This is a genomic window from Pontibacter litorisediminis (assembly GCF_029360645.1).
Taxonomy (GTDB): Bacteria; Bacteroidota; Bacteroidia; order Cytophagales; family Hymenobacteraceae; genus Pontibacter; species Pontibacter litorisediminis.
Genome location: NZ_JARDUA010000001.1, coordinates 856,673 through 874,506 on the forward strand (window position 1 = coordinate 856,673; position 17,834 = coordinate 874,506).

Annotated in this window: 12 protein-coding genes; 1 reads left to right on the forward strand and 11 read right to left on the reverse strand. The window is 54.3% G+C overall.

All coding sequences use genetic code 11. From position 1 onward, the window contains the following. Positions 1-82 precede the first annotated feature (82 nt). The 8 genes from PXG97_RS03700 to PXG97_RS03735 form a co-directional block, all read right to left on the reverse strand. Positions 83-961 (reverse strand): alpha/beta fold hydrolase, encoded by an 879-nt coding sequence (locus PXG97_RS03700; protein WP_276496369.1) that lies wholly within the window; start codon positions 959-961, stop codon positions 83-85. A gap of 42 nt (positions 962-1,003) precedes the next feature. Next, positions 1,004-1,933: a hypothetical protein gene (locus PXG97_RS03705; RefSeq protein WP_276496370.1), complete on the reverse strand. Its 930-nt coding sequence runs from the start codon at positions 1,931-1,933 to the stop codon at positions 1,004-1,006. Between the two features lie 35 nt (positions 1,934-1,968). Continuing rightward, a complete protein-coding gene (locus PXG97_RS03710) occupies positions 1,969-2,331 on the reverse strand; it encodes a hypothetical protein (RefSeq protein ID WP_276496371.1) in 363 nt (120 codons plus the stop codon). 4 nt (positions 2,332-2,335) lie between these two features. Beyond that, positions 2,336-3,796, reverse strand: a complete 1,461-nt coding sequence (locus PXG97_RS03715; RefSeq protein WP_276496372.1) for a cellulose synthase family protein — start codon at positions 3,794-3,796, stop codon at positions 2,336-2,338. Continuing rightward, the gene (locus tag PXG97_RS03720; RefSeq protein ID WP_276496373.1) at positions 3,796-5,340 is read right to left on the reverse strand and encodes a 4Fe-4S binding protein; all 1,545 of its coding nucleotides are present in this window, start codon (positions 5,338-5,340) and stop codon (positions 3,796-3,798) included. The genes PXG97_RS03715 and PXG97_RS03720 overlap by 1 nt, the downstream gene beginning before the upstream one ends. A 9-nt stretch (positions 5,341-5,349) precedes the next feature. After that, positions 5,350-6,735 carry an NAD(P)/FAD-dependent oxidoreductase gene (locus PXG97_RS03725; RefSeq protein ID WP_276496374.1) on the reverse strand — a complete coding sequence of 462 codons (1,386 nt, stop codon included), beginning with the start codon at positions 6,733-6,735 and terminating at the stop codon, positions 5,350-5,352. Positions 6,736-7,188: 453 nt separating this feature from the next. Continuing rightward, a complete protein-coding gene (locus tag PXG97_RS03730; RefSeq protein ID WP_276496375.1) occupies positions 7,189-8,715 on the reverse strand; it encodes a sensor histidine kinase in 1,527 nt (508 codons plus the stop codon). A 6-nt stretch (positions 8,716-8,721) separates the two neighbouring features. Then, complete coding sequence (locus tag PXG97_RS03735) at positions 8,722-9,876, reverse strand: acyl-CoA dehydrogenase family protein (RefSeq protein ID WP_276496376.1); 1,155 nt, start codon at positions 9,874-9,876, stop codon at positions 8,722-8,724. Positions 9,877-10,123: 247 nt separating this feature from the next. On the opposite strand from PXG97_RS03735, the gene PXG97_RS03740 reads away from it, so the two are divergent. Then, positions 10,124-11,776 carry a M28 family peptidase gene (locus PXG97_RS03740; protein ID WP_276496377.1) on the forward strand — a complete coding sequence of 551 codons (1,653 nt, stop codon included), beginning with the start codon at positions 10,124-10,126 and terminating at the stop codon, positions 11,774-11,776. 143 nt (positions 11,777-11,919) lie between these two features. On the opposite strand, the gene PXG97_RS03745 is transcribed toward PXG97_RS03740, so the two are convergent. From PXG97_RS03745 to PXG97_RS03755, 3 genes are read right to left on the reverse strand one after another with little or no spacing between them, the layout of a single operon-like run. Next, positions 11,920-12,930 (reverse strand): cadherin repeat domain-containing protein, encoded by a 1,011-nt coding sequence (locus tag PXG97_RS03745; RefSeq protein ID WP_266206053.1) that lies wholly within the window; start codon positions 12,928-12,930, stop codon positions 11,920-11,922. A 17-nt stretch (positions 12,931-12,947) separates the two neighbouring features. After that, positions 12,948-14,513, reverse strand: a complete 1,566-nt coding sequence (locus tag PXG97_RS03750) for a RagB/SusD family nutrient uptake outer membrane protein (RefSeq protein ID WP_276496378.1) — start codon at positions 14,511-14,513, stop codon at positions 12,948-12,950. A 28-nt stretch (positions 14,514-14,541) separates the two neighbouring features. Next, complete coding sequence (locus tag PXG97_RS03755; protein ID WP_276496379.1) at positions 14,542-17,811, reverse strand: SusC/RagA family TonB-linked outer membrane protein; 3,270 nt, start codon at positions 17,809-17,811, stop codon at positions 14,542-14,544. Positions 17,812-17,834 lie beyond the last annotated feature (23 nt).

A 17,834-nucleotide genomic window follows, 5' to 3' on the forward strand; every position in this document is an offset into this window, starting at 1 on the left:
TGCACTGTTACTAACAATTGGTGTTGATCATCCTAAAAAAGTATGCAAAGCTAAAGGATAAGATCTGGAGCACTTGCCGTACTTACGCCTTCCGGGCCAGCTCAACGACCATGTCTGCAATCTCCTCCGGCTTTTCTTCCTGCAGCAGGTGGCTGGCATCCAGTTTGTGCACCACCGGCAGGTTGGCGGCAAGCCCTATTTCCTGCCCGTAGCGCTCGTACTGCAGGCCTGGGTCCTCTGCTCCCCAGATGGCCTGTATAGGGTATGGCACCCTCTCCACCGCTTGCATGCACAACCTCCTGAACTCCTCCGACTTCTCAAAATGGCGCATGATCTTCAGAAACGCCGCGCCGCCGTCCTCCCGCTTCAGCAGGTCTACATAAGCGTATACTTCCTCTTTCGGGATACCCTCGGCATGCGCTACGGCTGCCTTCTCAAAACCGAAATACCAGGTAGCATGCGTCAGGCTCTTCAGCTCCGCCTCTCCCAGCAAAGGCATTTCGAAAGGCCGCATCGGCAAGGGCTTCTTAAAGTTCACCACGTCGATCCAGGTGTTGAGTATCGTCAGCGACTGCACCTTGTCCCTCTGCTCAGCTGCCAGGGCAAAGCCAATGGGCCCGCCAATGTCGTGCACCAGCAGGTGGTACTTTTCCAGGCCCAGTACCTCTGTGGCCCTGGCCAGGAAACGGGCGAAATTGCGGAAAGTATAATCAAAGTCATCAGGCCTGGCAGACAAGCCTAGCCCGGGCAAATCCACGCAAATGCCGCGCATGCCTTTGGCGGCCAAAGCCCGGATCACCTTGCGGTAAAGAAACGAGGAAGTGGGCACGCCATGGATGCAGAACACGGCCACCCCAACCCCTTCGTCTAATACAAAAATCCTTATGCCATCTACTGAGATGTATTTACCAGCGGCCTCATGTTTTTCGATGACCTGCGCTACTGCCTTGTCTGTATCCATTGCGTTATTTACTTGCCTTAGATACTTTCTACTAGCGGTCGCCTATTGCAGTTTCAACTCTTGTCGTAATGGCTCAAATTCGCTCTTATTTTTGGTCCAGTAGTCGGTGACCATCTTGGCTTTGCGGGTGGCACGGCTCACTTCCTGCCGCCCGTTCTGTAGCTCGCGTATCTCCTCCCAGCCAGCTACCTCGTAGGGGAAGGCTGTCGTATAAAAGATGCGCAAGGTGCGCGGGTAGTTCGCATACGTTACCGTCAGCACCCTCAGGTCCGCGGCACTGAAGCCCGCCATGCTATCCTGTGCCTCACTTATACTTATGCTGGCATCTTCCGCTTCCAGCTGCTCATGCGTCAGGCGCTGGTCCAGCAAACTGGGTATAAGCCGGACCTCGCCGGTTGGCACCTGGTCCGGGTTGAGGCGCAGCAAAGTCCAGAGGTCGTCTTCAGGTACGGCCTCAATGGTCAGGTTTTGGTCGCTTTCCTTCTCGAAGTAAGAAAACAGCCGCGCTTTATACTTGCCGTTGTTCTGTCGGTTAAGCTGCGTGTACGTTTGCCCGCACCACTCCTGCACACTAGCTGTAACCTTTACTGCCGGAATGCCATCATAGACCGGTGTAAATACCGACAACATCATGGAGTAGGGATAAATACCCGTGACGAACTTCTTGGTGAGGTTCAGTTTCAGCACCTTCTGTGCGTCGTCCTTGTTAGCCTCCGGGTCGTCCAGCTTCACCTGTTTGTCTTCCGAGAAATCCTCTGTTACAAAGACCAGCACCGCCTCCCCGTCCCGCTTCTCGCCATAACGGTACTGCTCCAGCGCATAGGCGTTCAGCTCGGCCTTGCCCTGGTACCAGTAGTTACCGAAGGCGTCGAAATCTATGCTTCTAGGGTTGTTGGAATCTGCCCCTGTGGCGTCACACCCAAAGAGAAGCAGAAGAATGGCAAAATAAGCCAGCTGTTTCAATATCGTCATCAGGAATCAGTTTAAGGGTTAAAGCTTAAGAAAAATCAGGCAATCACGCGCTGCAGTAGCTCATCCAGACGATGTTGCAACTGCTCAATCGTTTTCATGGCACCCAATTCCCCGGCATGCAGCAACACATCTATACGTTCTTCACGCTGTAGCGCCACCAGCGGATAACTGTCATACACCTCACGGTGCCGCCACTCATCCTTGTACAGAAACACTGCCTCCAGCGGCAGCCGCTCCACGTACTCTGCCCACTCTTCTAGCACGGTAAAATTGCCGTACGTAAGGGCGCAGAGGCTGCAGGAATAGGTGGCCGGTGAGACAATTTTATGTGCAGCATCCGTGAGCTTGTTGAAGAGCCCCGTTTTGGCGTTGTAGACGAAGAGCAGCTTCGGCTTCATGGGGTCAGGTTTTTCTGTAGGATTGAAACGAAAAGTAAAACACCAACAGGTAGCCCAGCGCCAGCATGCTATGGAAGATAAGCAAGCTATACTCCTGCTGGACCACGCTCCAGGCCGCCACCCCCAGAAACAGCAGGCCCAGCAGCCCCTCCAGGTAGGTGGTAAAGGGTATCTGCAGGCTGCGGTAAAAGTTATCCTGCCACCTTTGCTGCCGCCCCTCCAGGTTAAATTTTGGTGTCCGGATAAACGCCGATTTACGCCCAGTCCAGCCTTCCCACACCGCCACGGCGTTGTGCAGCGCCAGCCCCATAGACAGCGACAGGAACAGCGGGAAGTATACAAGAAAGCTTCCTTTGCGGCCAGGTGCTTTACCAAGAGCATCCGCCTGGAAGTACACCAAGCTAATCACGAGAAAACTGAACAGCATAACGGCCGCCACCTGAAAAGCCTGCACCGGAAGCAGGTGGTGCACCTTGGCCCACAACAACGGCACGCTAGCCAGCGAAGCCAGCAACACCGCCACAAACACCGCGCTGTTGAGCAGGTGCGCCAGCGCGTGGCACTTTGTCTGCAGCGTTTTTTCAGAGCGCAACACTGCGCCCAAGTGCTTTACCGCCGACTCTGCCCCGCCTTTGGTCCAACGGAACTGCTGCGATTTCAAGGCACTCATCACAGGCGGTAGTTCCGCCGGCGACTCCACTTCAGGCATGTATAAAAACCGCCAGCCCTTCAGCTGGGCACGGTAACTCAGGTCCAGGTCTTCGGTTAAGGTGTCGTCCTGCCAGTTGCCGGCGTTCAATATGGTTGTCTTGCGCCACACCCCGCCAGTACCGTTAAAGTTGATGAAGGCTTGCTGGCTGTTGCGGCCCACCTGCTCCACAAAAAAGTGTGCGTCCAGCGCCAGCGCCTGCAGCCGGGTAAGTACGGAATACCCTTTGTTCAGATGCGCCCAACGGGTTTGCACCATACCTAGTTTAGCATCCGCAAAGTAGGGAACCGTTTTTTTCAAGAACAGCGGGTCCGGCACAAAATCGGCATCAAAAATGGCGATAAACTCTCCTGTTGCTAGCTCCAAACCATACTTTAAAGCGCCCGCCTTAAAACCGCTGCGGTCCGGCCTCCGGATGTGCCGCAGGCTCAGGTGCGGATACTGCTGTACCTTCTGTTGGATAAGTGCGGTGGTCTCGTCGTCGCTGTCGTCGAGCAATTGTATCTCCAGCTTTTGGGCAGGGTAGTCTAAAGCGGCCACGGCATCTATCAGCCGCTCCACCACGTACTTCTCGTTATATACCGGCAGCTGCACCGTTACCCGTGGCCATACCTGGGGTGTTGGTGGCGCATGCTTCCTCTGCCCCAGAAAAAGGCGGAAACGGTAGAGCAGGTGCGCTTGCGCCAGGCTGTATAAAAATACAAACAGCATGGAGAGGCCATATAACGCCACGCACAGTATCAGCAGCACCTTCATCAGTTCAGTACCTTAATCGAGTCATTTCCTGTCAGCACAGGGATGTCCGTAATCCGGCCTTGCTCAGGGCCATTCTCCAGTTTTAACACGCCCCTAGGGCAAACGGTAGCGCAAATACCGCAGCCAACACAGGACGCCCGCACCACGTTCTGTCCGCGCTGCGCGTACCAGCGCACATCGATACCCATCTCGCAGTAGGTAGAGCAGTTGCCGCAGGAGATGCATTGCCCGCCGTTGGTCGTGATCCGGAACCTGGACTTATAGCGCTGCACGATGCCAATGTAGGCCGCCAACGGACAGCCATAGCGGCACCATACGCGGTTGCCCATCAAGGGGTAAAAGCCCACGCCGATCACCCCGGCAAAAGCTGAGCCTATCAGAAAGCCATACCATTGGTGCAGCACGCCGGTAGACTGCTTCAGCAGGGCAAACTCTACAAAATAGTTGGCGATGGTAAGCAGGGTGATGACTGTAATGATGACAAGTATGGGATAAACCATCCACCGCTCCACCTTCCAAGCTTTTAATGATTTGTCGGAGAGATGACGGTACGGATCTCCGGCCGTTTCGGCCAGGCCACCGCAGCCGCACACCCAGCTGCAGTACCAGCGCTTGCCGTAGAAGTACGTGAACAGCGGCACGCCCAGAACAATAAGGATGATTCCCCAGATGAACATGAACATGCCTACGCTGCCGCTGCCCAGCATGCTGGCAACACTGTAATCGAAGAAGAAGTCGTAGTCGAGGGGCCAGATGTTCTTCAGGTCCTGCCACGGGTAATTCAGCAACACCAGGATCTCCGGCAGCAAAAAGGCAAAACTCAGCTGGAAAAATATGACTGACGATGTACGCACCAGTTGGTAGTTGTTGCCCTTGTACTTTCGGAACATGCGCACGCCCATCACCACAATGGCTAAAGTATAAAGGGTGCCGTAGAAAAACCATTGGCTGGCCGGACCTCCCGACAAAGCATAACTCAGCGGATCCACGAGCAAGGTCCAGTTAACGATGTACTCCGGGTACCAATACAGCACCACATAAATGGCCGTGAGGTACAGGCCAATGGTGATGCCTATTATGCCGCGCGATTTGTTGGAGGAGAACATGATGCCGTTGTTCCGCACCCCGGCAGGCTCGCCCCGGTGTTGCGGCAGGATGTAGAGTAAAGCTCCTGCTGCTCCCAGTACCACGGTCAGGAGCAGCAGGAGGAGTTTGTTGTTCTCTACAAAACCCTGGCTGGCCACCTTGGTCAGGGCAAAGGCATAGTCGTCCCAGATTACCCGGTCCCACTGCTTGCTCCGTTGCTGCTCTTCGTTATAATTATCAAGGTAGCGGTTAAAATCGGTGGCGAATGCGAAGCTGGAAGTATACGTTTTTCCCAGCATCGGCTGCAACTCCTGCTGCAGCACCTCTACATGCTCCGGCTTAATGTGCTGCTGCAGCTGTTGTTCTGTTAGCTGGAACTGCCCCATAAAGAGCAATGCATTGAACAACAACAACGCCACCAGGAAGACACCTACCCCTATTTTTTGAATTAACTTCATAAAATTCCTTTACCATCCCAGATACGACAGCAGCCCCTTCTTCTCTTTCTTCTCAGGCTCCAGACTTGTGCCGAACTGCTGGTTGTAAGCCTGCAGTATGTCGCGTTGATGTTTACTGTAAAATTCCGGATCAAAGTTGGCCTGGTGCAGTTTTACCAGCACCTCCTCCACCGTCCAATGTTCACGCAAAGCTTGGTCAAAAAAGTCGTGGCGCAGGCGCATTCCCAAACCGTTTACCCCATGCAGACGCTTATCGTTCCCGCTGAATAGCGTTCTAAAGGCTTCTTTGCCACTTGCATGCTCCCAATAAAAAGACTGAACCGGCTCATGCCACTTATTGGGCACCATGCCATAGGTTTGATACTCTATATCAAAGAATTTAGCGGAATTAAACCACGGCCCAGGATTATACGCTACAGGCTCGTGCGTGAGGTTATGCGCCAAAGTTTCGCCATGCATGCGGCCGGTGTACCAGACCTGCTCCACACTTTGCCGGTTTGGCAGCGGCACGCGGTATTCGGCACAATCGCCTATGGCAAACACATGGGGTATGTTGGTGGCAAAATACTGATCTACCAGAATACCTCTATTTACTTCCAGCGGCGTGTTGCGCACCAGCTCAACATTCGGGTGCACCCCTATGGCCAGGCCTACGAACTGGCAGGGAATCTCTTCTCCCGCTGTCGTTACGACCGCCTTCACCCGGCCAGTGCTATCGTCAATTATCTCTTTCAGTTCTGTCTGCAGGCGCAAATCTATGTCGTGCTCACGCATGTGCCGCATTACCAGTTCCGACTCTTCTTTGGGAAGTATGCTTCGCCAGAAAGCTTCTTCCCGCACCAGAAAAGTCACCGGAATGTTGCGGCTCAGGAGCATCTCCGCCATCTCAATGCCAATCAACCCGCCTCCTACAACCACAGCACGTTGGCAACTGGCGGTGCTCTCGTTCATCTTTTCCAGGTCCTGGTAGGTATACAGCCCCTGTACCCCCTGCAGCTCCTGGCCCGGCCACCCGAACCTATTGGGCTTAGAGCCAAGCGCCAGAATCAGGATATCATACGGTAACGGCTCCAGTTGCTGTAGCTGCAGCTCCTTTTTCCCGAAATCTATACTTGTCACCCAATCGTGCACCAGGTTCAGGCGGTTCTTCTCCCAGAACCAGTCTTCGTAGGGCTTGGTGTGCTCATACTTGAGCTGGCCCATGTAAATGTACATCAGTGCGGTGCGGGAGAAGAAATGCTTGGTTTCGCCAGAGATAATGGTGATGTGCGCCTCACTATCACGCTTGCGGATGTGGCGCGCGCAGGTAACACCCGAGATGCCGTTGCCGATGATAACGATGCGGCGGCCCGCGGTCCGGATGCAAAAATCAGCTGTTGGCTCTGTTCCTTTCATTTTGCTGCGCTGGTGGCTGGTGTGGCAAAAGATGGCTTACTTCTCAAATTTACCTTAAATTAGTGGTAGGACAGCATCTGTTTACACTTTTGTCTTCCTGCAAGGCCCCTGTGGGCAAGCCTCCCGGCTTAGCCACCGGGGTAAGGCGCCTCTGTTGCTAATGATTCTTTTGGCATCACAGCTCCTTTTAAACCCAACTAGACACTGTTCTTGTACCTATAAGCGAGGCGCCTGTATCTTATACCCTGAAGCAGGATGTATAGTAAAGCAGGAAGAGGGGTAAATTGTTGAGCCGCCCGCAAAGGATTTTATCCGGACCAACCGGATGCGGGTGGATGGTATAACAAGGGCAACGGCGGTTAAAGGCTAATCCAGCCAACCTGGCACAACATCTCACACGACTGACCTTGGCTAAGGCTTCAGGGGGCAAAACAGCCTGCTCAACAGCATGGCTTATACTTTCAGCCTGATCGTGAAGGTACTGCCCTGGCCTTCGGTGCTTTGCAGGTCTATGTCGCCGCCGTTGTTCTGCACAATGCGCTTGACGATGTACAGACCGATGCCGGTGCCCTTTACATGGGCATGCAGGCGCTTGAACAGCTCGAACACCCTGTGCTTTTTCGACTCTGGGATGCCGAGGCCATTGTCCTTCACCTGCAGGTAAAAGTTACTTTCCTGCTGCCAGGTTTTAATGCAAATGCGTGGGGTGCGGTCCGGGGAGCGGTACTTAATGGCATTGCTGATGAGGTTGTAAAGTATACTCTTGAAGTTGCGCTTGGAAAAGTATAGCTGCGGTGCTCCGCTGGCATCCAGCTCCACCACCGCATCGGCAGCACTTACTTCAAAAGAAATCAGCTCCTTTACCTCTTCCACCAGGCGCTCAACCCGTAGCAGGGAGGCTTCCTGCTCAAAGCTTTTCTGGATACGCGCCACCTCCGTCAGGTCCTCCACCGTGTTCTTAAAACGCTGCACCGATGCCTTTATATGCTCCAGTTCAGCGGTCACCTCCTGCTTTTGATCCCCCAGGCTGTCCTCCAGCAGCTCCACCAGCCCTTCGATGTTGAGGATCGGCGACTTGAGGTCGTGGGAGGCAGTGTACACAAAGGTATCCAGGTCGGCATTCAGCCGCTTCAGGTTGGTGTTCATACGCTCCAGCTCCTCCAGATGCGCCTGCGTGCGCTGTTGCGAGCGTGTGGCTTCGGTAATGTCGTTGATGATGAGGATGCGGAAGTTCTCCCGGTTGCGGTCATCCACCTCCGCCAGCGACATCTCCAGGTACTTTGTGCCCGACTCCAGCGCCAGCTCAAACACCCGCTTCGGCTCAGAGAGGGGCTCCTGGTTCACGAATTGCTGCACCATTGGCTGTGTCTGCTCTGGGAACAGCTGCAGCAACGGCCCAGCCAGTATCTCGCGCTCTGACTTATCAAACAGCTGTGCCGCATAGGCATTGATGGTAAGCACTTTCCCGTACTTGGAGATGAGGGCGGCCCCGATAGGTGCCTCCTCCAGCACCCGGGCGGTGTAATCCCCGCGCACTTTCTCCAATGCGGACACGCTGAAGTCCAGGTCCGGGCCAATGGCTTTGCGCAGGCTTTGGAAACTGCGCCGCTGCTCGGTGCGCTGCACTGCGTCCTGCACCATTCCCGCTAACCCCTCCTGCACCTGGTTCGATACGCACATCACGGTAGGGCCTACAAACGGAGAGAACTGCAGCGACTGCTTTACCCGCACGAAGTTTCGCTCATCATTGATCAGAAGCACGGAGAGGTACTTATCACGGGCATACGCCTCCTGCGCCACCCGCACGGGGTTGTTTGTCTCCTCCCCCACCAGCAGCACACTGTACTTTTTCAGGTTACCGTCCATCCGGCGCACCTCTCCTTCCGCCACCTGATGAAACGACAGGCCCTGCTGCTGCAAGTGCTTTTGCAGCAGCGCGAGTGTAGAAGTGTGCAGCCCAGTGTACAGGATCTCCGCCATAGGTGTTTAACTATCAAGAATCGGTTGCTCCAGCAGGGCGCGGCCCAGCCAGGTATACAGTAAATCAGTGGTAGGCGCCATCACATGGGCAGCGCGGGCATCACGCAACAACACTTCCAGCCGGGAGTTTTCGCGGTAGGCTATTCCGCCGGCCAGGGTCATGGCTTCGTTCACGACCTCCACGGCACAGGTAGCTACCTCCGCTTTAGACGAGATGATGGAAAGCACCGCCATTGGGTCGCCGCTATCGTACTGGCGGCAGGCGTGGTACACGAGCTGGCGCGTTCGCTCCACCTTCGCCCACAGGGTGCCCAGGCGGTGCTGCAGCAACTGGTTTTGGTTCAGCGACATGCCGGTGTGGCGGTACGAACGGTGCATCAGGTGTTCCCGGGCCTCGTTAAATGCCGCCTGGGCCACCCCCAGGTACGTTCCGGACATAGCCGTTAAGAAGTACGGCGCCACCACCTGGAACACATACCACAGTTGGTCGCCCTGTTGGCCGAGCAGGTTTTGCGATGGGATGAGCACATCGTTCAGGGCAAGGCTGCGCGAGGAATTGCCGCGCATGCCAATGCCGCCCCATTCCGGCCCCCACCCCAGGCCTTCGCGGTTGGCCTCCACCACCACACAGGAGAACTCGTGCTGCATGGCCTCCGGGTCTACCCCCATCGTGGAGATAACGTAAGAATCTGCCTTGCTACCGTTTGTAACAAAGGTTTTCTCGCCCCGCAGCAGGAACTCACTCTCCGAAATCGACAGCAGCTGCGTTTGCGGAAAATAAAAATGCGCCCCGGTTCCCGGTTCGCTCAGGGCCAGCGTCGTCAGGTGCTCACCGGCGGCAATCGGCTCCAAAAAATGCTTCTTCTGGTATTCGGTAGCCTTAGCGGCGATCATGGCGGTGCCCACGCAGTGCATGCCAAAGCAAAGCCCTGCAGAGGCCGATTCCTCCCCTAGTATCTCACAGGCCGAAGCCAGCCCCAGCAGCCCTTCGCCCATGCCGCCACTTTCCTGCGGCACCACAAAGCCTCCAAGCCCCGCTTGCTGCAGCCTGCGCATGCTTTGCTCCGGCCACCTCGCTTCCTTATCCATCGCCGGCGCCTCCTCCCGTACAGTGCTCTCTGCTATACTCCTGATTAGGTCCAGTGTCTTTGTACTTCTCATGGCATGTTCTTAGGTTAGTGGCGATACAGGCTAAAGGTAAGCACTATAAAAGGATTGGCCACTATAATGCGCCCCGTTGCATGCTTTTATCGTTTTGGTGCCCAGACTCGTCCTCCCCATGATGGTGCATACTCCTGTTTGTACTTCCGTGATACATCCGGAGGCTACAAATTTGCGCGAAACCACCCCACTGGTAGTATTACTGCTGCTTAATGTTTTTATTTACAGATTGATCAACAAAACTACTATGAAACTACGAAGTATAGCAAGCGGCCTTTGCCTGGTACTTGCCTCCTCGGCAGCCATGGCGCAGGCACCTGAGGTTCCGAAACGCGTCGCCAAGGCTATGGAAAAAGTAAAGCCAGCCGACATTCGCGCCCATATTGCCTACCTGGCTGATGACAAGTTGCTGGGCCGCAAGCCGGGCACGCCCGGGTACCAGATGGCCGTAGACTATGTTACGGACCAGTTCAGGAAACTGCATGTGAAACCGGCCGGAGAGAACAACACGTACCTGCAAACGGTGCGGGTGCGCACCGCTTACACCAACCCGAACGCTACCATGCAGCTAACTGCCGACACAGCGGGCACTGTAGAGCTGGCGTATGGCAAGGACTTCACCATTTTCCCGAACGCAGGCCAGGAACAGGTGGACCTGGAGGCGCCCCTGGTGTTTGCCGGTTTCGGCATTAGCGCGCCGGACCTGAACTACGACGACTACGCAAACATTGATGCCAAAGGAAAAGTAGTGGTGATCGTACGCGGCACGCCAGAAGGCTTTCCTTCCACAGTGGCCTCTTACAGCACCGATTACCAAACCATTTTGAGCACCGCAGCCAAAAACGGGGCCGTAGGTGTGCTGGTCGCCTCCATGAACCCGAACGGCGGCCTACCCGATTTCTCATCCCGCGGGATGTCCAGCGTGATGGGCGCCGATGGGAAAGTGGCCGCCTCACGTAGCCATCAGGAAGAAATAAAACTGCTCGGGATGGTGCACTTTAATGTACTGCAAAAATTGCTGGCCACCTCCGGGCAGGACCTGCAGCAGGTAGCCGGCAGCCTCCGCAGCGGTACACCCGCCTCTACACCGCTTCCGTTTAGCATCAGCAGCAACTACAGCAACCGCTACGAGGATATCGAGACATACAACGTGGTGGGCAAAATCGAAGGCTCCGACCCGGTACTAAAGAACGAGTACGTGGTGCATAGCGCCCACCTCGACCACGTAGGCGTAGGCAAGCCAATCGATGGCGACTCGATCTACAACGGCGCCCACGACAATGCCTCCGGCGTCGCCAGTTTGCTGGAGATCGCCCGGTTATACGACAACCTAAAACAGAAACCGAAGCGATCCATTCTGATCGTGATGGTAACGGCGGAAGAGATGGGCCTGCTGGGCTCTGCTTACTTTGCTAAATACCCTACCGTGCCTGCCAGCCAGCTGGTGGCTAACGTGAATACCGACATGCCGACACTCATCGCGCCGCTGCTGGCGGTGGTGCCGCTGGGAGCCGCGCACTCGTCTTTGCAGGACGAGGTACAGCAGGCCAGCGAGTACCTGGGTTTGGATGTGGAGGAAGACCCGGAGCCGGAGCAGAACCGCTTCGTGCGCAGCGACCAGTACAGCTTTGTGGTGCAGGGCGTGCCGGCGCTTCACATCAAGTATGGCAACAAAACCGCCGACGGAAAAAACAACCTGGACGAGACCGTGAAAGTATGGCGCGAGAAATACTACCACAAACCGCAGGACAACTTCGAGGGAGGCGTGTTTGATTTTAATGCCGCCAAGAAATACGTGCAGCTTAACTTCCTGATCGGCTACCTGGTGGCCCAGGACGCGCAAAGGCCCGACTGGAAAGAAGGAGATTTCTTTGGCACCAGGTTTGGCCAGGCGAAGTAGCCGGCAGAAGTATAAATTAAAGTGTAACGCCTGAAGAGAAGCCATACTTCCCAGTTAAGGGTTTATACTTTCTCTAAAAGGTAAAATAAAACAGCCCGGCAGCAAAAGCTACCGGGCTGTTTTGGTTTTATAGGTGGCCTTACTTATTCTATTGTGTACGTGTAGCCAGATGGGGTCAAGTTCAGCTTCACGGTGTATTGCTTGGTGGCACCTACTTGAATGTTGCCGCCGTCATACTTGAGCTGAGGTCCAGAACCGTCCAAGCCGAGGTTCACATCCCAGCCATCATTCTCCCTGAACTTGAAAGCTTTGCCGCTTTCCAGGTTGATCGTGGCGGTCCACTCATACTTTCCTTTGCTGGCAGAAACCAGGGTCATGTCAGTATCGTTGTCCCATCCTCCCGGGGTTGCATCACCAATAACACCCCAGTTAGATTTAACCAGGCTGTACGTTCCAGCCTTAGGGTTGATGCGCAAGCGGTAGAAGCCATCGGCCGGAACGGTGATGTTATCCTCATCCGTGTCCGTCAGGGCACCTTCTTCTCCCTTTTTGGCCCCCATGTCGCCATCCCATCCTGTGTTAGTAGGAAGGATCTTCAGGCCATCGCCATCTACCGTGAAGTAACCGAACACATCATACCACTCGGTCACCACCCCATCATCTTCTTTTGTATGGCGCATCATCTTGATACCGTTGGTTGGCTCCCAGCCAGCAGCAGACGACCCACCGACCAAATAATAGTTTTTGATTGGGGAAGGCTTGAAATGCACAGTTCTTGTCTTCTCCGTTTGGCCACCGCCACCTACAGCAACGGCTTTCAGCACGTAATCACCGGACCACGAGCCGTCTTCGGGCACCTCTACCTCCGTAGTGAAAACAAAGCCATTTCCTTCGTTAACCAGCGTCTCAGTGTGAACTGTTTCAGTAGGGTTATCTTCATGAGCCAAGGAAATCTGCACTTCCCTGGCCTGGTTTGCCAACAACTTTACCTCAAACGTTTCACCGAAGAAGACTGTATCCGGTGTCTGCGCGTCAAGCGACACTACAAGTTCATCCAACTCATGCTCTACCTTGTCGCAAGAGCTGAACGTCAGCAGGGCACCGCTAAGCGAGAGCAGCGCCATAAGCCTGTATAGTATATTTACTCTTCTCATTTTTCGAAATTTTAGGATTAATAACCAGGGTTTTGCACAAGGTTAGGGTTCGACGCGATCGCTGTAGCTGGAATCGGGAAGAGACGCTTATAGGTCTCACCCGGGTTGGCAGGCTTGAACAGTATCTCATCCTCAAACCTCCCGAAGCGAATCATGTCTGTACGACGGGTCATCTCCAGCGCAAACTCGCGGCCTCTTTCATTGTAGATGTTCTGCAGTGTCAGGTTAGCGTCTGTGTACCTAAACTCAGGGTTATCGTTGAAGGCTCTGTCACGGACCTGGTTTACGAGCGCCAGCGCATCTGCCCTTGACCCTAGGCTGCTGCCCCTTAGGATAGCCTCCGCTTTCATCAGAAGCACGTCGGCATAACGGAAGATCACCACATCGTTGTTAGCGTTGAAGTTAACAGCGTTTGGGTCTGGCAGATACTTGATGTTACGGGCACCGGCTAGGCGGCCCAGGTCATCCTCACCTCCTACATCGAAGGCCGGGAAATAGTAAGGATCCAGCACCACATTCACGCCATTGTACACAAGGTTGTCGCCGCTTGCGTTTAGCTGCTGCCCGTACAGCCACTGCTGCTTGCGTATGTCCTGATCTGCAAACAGGTTGAAGAAACTTGGCGTAGTGGTCCAGCCGTTCCAGGGGTTAGTGGTAAGCCCGTAAGTATCGCGGTGTGCGTAGTGCAGCACTTTGTTATAGAGCAGGTTACCCTTTGCCTTCACCGCGTCAAACGGAATAGAGAAGATGGGCTCTCTGTTCTGAGGGCCATTGGTAGGTTTAAACATATCGAAGTAGTTCGACTCCAACGCATACTTGCCTGAGTTGATGACTGCGTCGGCATGCTTTACCACTTTATCCCAGTAAAGCTCTCCATCCGGCGCCGTTGCTTTGCCGGTGTATACTTCAGAGTTCAGGTAGAGCTTCGCCAGCAGCGTGTGGGCCATCCACTTGGTAGGCCTGCCGTAGGTGGTTGGGCTCACCTCCTCTGTCAGGTACTGCAGGTTTTCCTCTAGCTCAGCCGCAATAAAGGCAGCCACTTCAGCCCGTGGCATTTGCATCGGGGCAGCGGCATTATCATCAAATGTGGTCACTACCGGTATGTTCCCGAAAGCATCCATCATGTTGTAATAATACCAGGCACGCATGGTCTTCACCTCTGCAATCGTCTGCCGCTTGTTGTCAGACTCCGGAGCAGTCTCCAGTTGCGTCAGGATACGGTTCGCTGTACCGATGGCGTTAAAGCCCCAGTCCCAGGAGTTCCGCATCAGTTCATGGGAAGGAGTCCAGGTGTGCAAGTGCATCGCGCGCCACTTGCCGCCGTCAAACCAGTCACCGCCACGGGTAGGCACTACAACCTCATCTGTTGCTGTCTCCTGCAGGTCATAGAAGTTATTGTCGAAGAATTTCTGGGCGGCTACATACACAGGCCCGGTCAGGGCAGCGTACTGCTCAGGCGTGGATGGGAAGTTCTGCTCTGTATAGTCAGAGTATACTTCTTCGTCCAGGTCTGTACAAGATGCGAAAGCACCCACTGAGGCACAGCCCAAGACTACCAAACTTTTTCTTATCAGTGATTTCATATTCAATTCCGTGTTAAATAGTATTAGACTAGAAACTTAGGTTTACCCCCAGCAGGAACGACCTTGTCTTAGGGTAGTAGTTACGGTTGTCGATACCTGGAGCCAGGCCATCTAGCGATACCTCTGGGTCTACGCCGGTATAATCCGTAATCACAAACAGGTTCTGGCCAGTTACATAAACTCTTGCCGTTTTCAGGTACTTCAAGCCAGCCACATTAAAGTTGTACCCTAGTGTGGCATACTCAAGGCGTGCAAAAGAGCCATCCTCAATCCAGCGGCTCGATGCCACAGGCGCCTCGAAGATACCATCCTCCAGCGCCTCCTGAGAGATATTGAATGATGTTGCCTGGGTGAGGCGAGACAAGTCGGCTCTGGTAGCATTGAAAATCTTGTTACCATACACGCCCCTCAGGAAGAAGCCGAAATCGAAGGACTTATAGTTAAAGTTGTTGCTCCAGCCGTACGTAAACTTAGGCAAGGCCTGCCCTACAATTTGGAAATCGTCCGGAGTGCGCAGCTGATCTGCCGTCACCAGCTCGCCCTGAGGGGTTTGATAGATCGTCTGGCGCGTATTTTCATCATAGCCAATGTACCTGGCCGTATAGAACGTACCTAGTGGCAGACCTGGCTCAACCAAACTCACAGACTGGCCTGTCCAGCCATCCAACGTCAGGTAGCCTTCCAGGCGCTGCGTTACGTTCAGGTTGTCTACGTTACTGGCAAGTGAGCCTACCTCGTTCTTGTTGCGCGCGAAGTTAACCGAGCTGTTCCAGCTAAAGTTGCTGCTGCTCATTACCTCGCCTGTCAGCATAATCTCTACACCTTTGTTGCTCATGGTAGCACCATTGGCCAGCAGTCGGTTGAACTGGTAAGGAGGGGTTGGCACATTGTACTCATACAGCAGGTCATCTGTCTGCTTGTCGTAGTACTCCACTGTACCGGAAACACGGCCATTCAGGATTGCGAAGTCCACGCCCACGTTCAGCATCGAGGTGCTCTCCCACTTCAGGTCAGGGTTAGGGTTCTGAATAACGGAGTAGCTGTTGATGAACTCACCGTTGTAAAGGAACTGGTCTTCCTGAGGGCCGAACAATGTGATAGAGCGGTATGGAGGAATGTTCTGGTTACCAGAGATACCGTAGCCAACACGAAGCTTCAGGTCATTGAACAGGCTCTGCGTCTGCATGAACGATTCTTCGGATATTCTCCAGGCTGCAGCAAACGACGGGAACATCGCCCACCTGTTGTTCACCCCAAATTTAGAAGACCCGTCACGGCGCAGTGTGGCGCTCAGTATGTACTTTTCATCAAAGCTGTAGTTTACACGGCCAAAAAATGACACCAGCGTGGACTCTTCTTTTCTTGGGAACCCTCTGAAGTGCAGGGCGGCATCACCGTTACCGGCGAACAGGTTACCGGCGCCAAGCTCATCAGAAGAGAAATTATCGTTAATGGCTTTAATGCCATCGTTTCTCATGGTATTCTGGTAAGAGTAGCCCCCTAAAAGCTTCAGCTCATGACGGTCAGCAAAGTTTTTAGTATAGTTCAATACCGACTCGAAGATCTTGTCTGTGTGCTTGAGGCCTTCACGCTCGGCATAACCGATTCCTAAGGCACGCGGGTCGAAGTCGCTACGGCGCATGTAGTAGTTGCGGTCATAGTTCTCTCGCTGCAACGAGCCTGTTAAGTCAAGCACCAGGCCTGGCAGAATGTCTACGCCTACCTTTGCAGAGCCCAGCATGATGTTTCTGTTGCGCTCCTCATCACGTTGGTTCAACATGGCTACCGGGTTAAAGTAGTTTGTGCGGCCCGGCACCTGGAAATATCCTCCGTAGCGCTCATACTCCGTAGCGTCGCTGGTGACAGGAGAAACAGGCAGGAACCTGGCAGCTCCGTTGAAGATACCGTAGTCTACGTGGTTAGAGTTGATCATAGTGTTCACTACAGACAAGCCCAAGCGCAGCCTGCCCTCAAACATATCCTGATCAACGCCTAAGCGGCCAATAACACGCTCCAGGGAATTTCTCTTAACGATACCTTCGTTGTTGAAGTAGTTAACAGAGGCATTGTAGCGCGTAGTTTCATTCCCGCCGCTGAAACCTATGTTATGGTTCTGGGAAATTCCATTGCGGTAGATCTCCTCTTGCCAGTCTGTGCTTGCGCCATCCTCGCTGGCCGCCACTTCCATATCATTGTCAGCCAGAAAACGGCGGTACTCGTCCGCGCTCAGGACATCAATTTTGTTGGCAACTGTTTCCAAGGCTGCATAGCCGCTGTAAGATAGAGTTGGGGCACCTGCCTTGCCTCTTCTGGTGGTAACCATGATCACACCGTTCGCTGCTCTTGAGCCATAGATCGCGGTGGCAGAGGCGTCTTTCAGCACGTCCATGGATACAATGTCATCTGGGGCCACCAGATCGATGGAAGCGCCTGGCACGCCGTCAATCACATAGAAAGGAGAGGAACCTGCAGTAAGGGAGGACGGGCCTCTCAGCTGTATGGTAGAACCGGCCGTAGGGTCACCGCTGCTGCGGTTTACAGTCAGGCCGGGCACTTTGCCAGCCAGCAACTGGTCCGGGGTACCAACTACACCGTTGTTAAACTCCTTAGGCGATAAAGAGGCTACTGAACCCGTTACATCCTGCTTGCGCTGTGTACCATACCCCACAACCACAACCTCCTCCAGCGCCTTGGTGTCGGTTTGCATGGCAATGTTGAAGGTAGCCTGATTGCCAACAGCAACCTCCTGCGTCTGGAAGCCGATGAAGCTCAGTACCAGTGTGGCGTTGGCTGGCACAGAAAGGGTAAAGTTACCGCTCGCATCGGTAGAGGTGCCACGCGTAGTGCCCTTCACCACCACGGTCACGCCGGGAAGTGGCGTACCGCCATCATCCGTGACTGTGCCGCGGATAGTCTGCTCCTGTCTCACGTTGGTAGTTTTAGCCGGAGAGGCAGCCGGCGTGGCGGCGGGCGCCGTGTTCACATCCTTTACGATGATGTACACGTTGTTCACCTTCTTATAGGTCAGGCCGCCCGGGGTTAATACCTTTGAGAGCACCACCTCCACGTTCTGCTCTTCCGCAAGGCCGGCCGGCACCTGCAGCTGCAGGTTTTGCGCCACATCGGCCTTGTAAGAGTATTGTATGCCATACTTGTTGCGCAGGTCTCTCAGCACATCGTTCAGCGACTTTGTAGAAGAACTCTGGCTCACTACGCTTGAACTGGCAGCCAAGGCCACCTTACCATCGTAATGATCCTGAGCTGCTCCCGAAAAGTAAAGGAAACATGCAGCCGTCATGAGGCCGTATGTCCTTGTTCGGT